The organism is Desulfovibrio sp. 1188_IL3213 (assembly GCF_036763145.1).
GTDB lineage: Bacteria > Desulfobacterota > Desulfovibrionia > Desulfovibrionales > Desulfovibrionaceae > Desulfovibrio.
The window spans coordinates 1-1,769 of the sequence record NZ_JBAIYR010000442.1 but is presented as its reverse complement, the minus strand read 5'-3'; the positions used below and the strand labels follow the sequence as shown (position 1 = coordinate 1,769).

The 1,769-nt window shown below is 61.3% G+C and carries 2 protein-coding genes; both read right to left on the bottom strand.

Annotated elements, in window-relative coordinates; all coding sequences use genetic code 11:
* A partial coding sequence (locus V6C16_RS12390; protein ID WP_333543346.1) for a CgeB family protein occupies positions 1–1,103 on the bottom strand: 1,103 nt, incomplete at its 3' end.
* A gap of 16 nt (positions 1,104–1,119) precedes the next feature.
* The coding region (locus tag V6C16_RS12385) for a glycosyltransferase family 9 protein (RefSeq protein ID WP_333543345.1) at positions 1,120–1,769 on the bottom strand (650 nt) is incomplete at its 5' end.

Genomic DNA, 1,769 nt, shown 5'->3' with positions numbered 1-1,769 from the left:
GGCTCTGCCGGTGTTTCCGCAAAATGCGGCCCCGCCTCTTGCGCCCAGGGACCAAGGCGTTCGGCCACAAAGTCAAGCAGGGTCTGCATACGATGCCCGTAGGTATGGTCGCGCAACACCCGCGCACGTGCGCGGCTTGCGTAGGCGGCCCGCTCTTCGGGGTGGGCAAGAAAATACTCTATTTTTGCATAAAATTCTTCAATGCACGCAAAGGTAACTAACTCGTCCGGCGCAAAAAGTTCCGGCAGCAGGCTGCGCTCGTCCAGCAACTGAAAAGCGTTCATGGCGGCCAGTTCAAAGGTGCGCGGATTGACGAAATCGCCACGGCTCACCAGTTCCGCTGTTTGCAGGCTGGAGTGCAGGTTAAGATTGACCTTGGTGGCATTGTATATCCGCACACTCTCTTCTTCACCGATGCGCGCGCCGCCGCGCTGCACATGGGCCGCCAGCAGCCCCTCTCCGTCCCAGTCCGATCCCCATATCTTCAGGTCGCGCCCCGCCAGAGGACGAAAGGCCAGCCTGCGGTTAGGATAACCTGCCCCAAGAAAGCCCAGATCCGCGCCGTATTCGCGTCGTTGCTCCGGTGTCAGCTCTGTGGGGGCATGAAAATCCGGCTGCGCGGCAAGGGGCAGATACAGAAAGTTTTTTTGCCCTGCCGCGGCCAGAAGGTCCATGAAGGGCTGCTTCTGTATGATGGCAAACACGTCATACAACGGTGCATAGGCCCGCCAGTACTGAAACACGCTGTGGTCTTCCACAAACCACATGGCCGTGCGCACCCCGGCACGGCGCAAGCGCTGCAAAAGACCGCGCCCCAAAGGAGCCTGGGCCATAGCCAGCACCAGATGCGGCTCCTGCGCCTGCACCTGCGCCCAGATGGCCTGACCCACCACCTGAAGAAAAGAGTTCTCCAGTTGCGCTGTCTGCGCCGGAGGCAGGCCAAGCGCCTGCAAACCCGTAAAGGCCGAAAACATGAGCGGGGCCTCAAAGGCGCGCACATTATGGCCCATCTGTTCAAGAGCGCGCGCGCAGTACCTGCCCACGGGCAACGAACCGCCGTACATGGGCAAAACAACCAGTATTCTCAGAGGAGCCGTGGACATCAGTGTGTTCTCCACATCAGCGGTATAGTTGCGGCGGCAGCATCCAGTCCGTATCACCGCACAGCCATTGGTCAATTTCTTCGTCACCGGCCGCGCCCGGAGAGCATCCCACTGCGCTACCAGCCATGACAGGGGACGGCACAGAAGCCGGACATGGCCGGGGCAGCCGCAAAAAAGAGGCAAGATATTCCCGCACCCGCATGCGCTTGGCGGCATGCGGGTCTTGCCCCGATTCCAGACACAACACCGTGCCAAGGTTATCCACATGACTGCGCCACAACTGTAAGCCGTCGGGAAGTGCCGCACGCCGCGCATCCCCGGTGAGGGCAAGCGTCAGTGAGCGCAGCAGATCCTGACCACGGAAAGGCTCAAGGCAGGCCACATCATAAGGGCATGGAGCTGTTTCCAGACAGGGAGCGCATGCCCGCGACGCCTGCCAGACAAGATGCCCCTGCCCGTAAGGCCCGGTTTCATGCGCCAGGGCTGAGGACAGAAAAAAAGCCAGCACAGGCACGCCGAGCCGCGCGGCCAGATGCATGGTTCCCGTATCCGGCGTAATCATGGCGTCCAGCCCCTGCACGGCGTCCACAAGTCCGGGCCAGCCGGTTTTCCCGCTCAGGTCTTCCACCCTGTCCTGCATTTTTGCGGGCAACAGCCGCAGCAGCA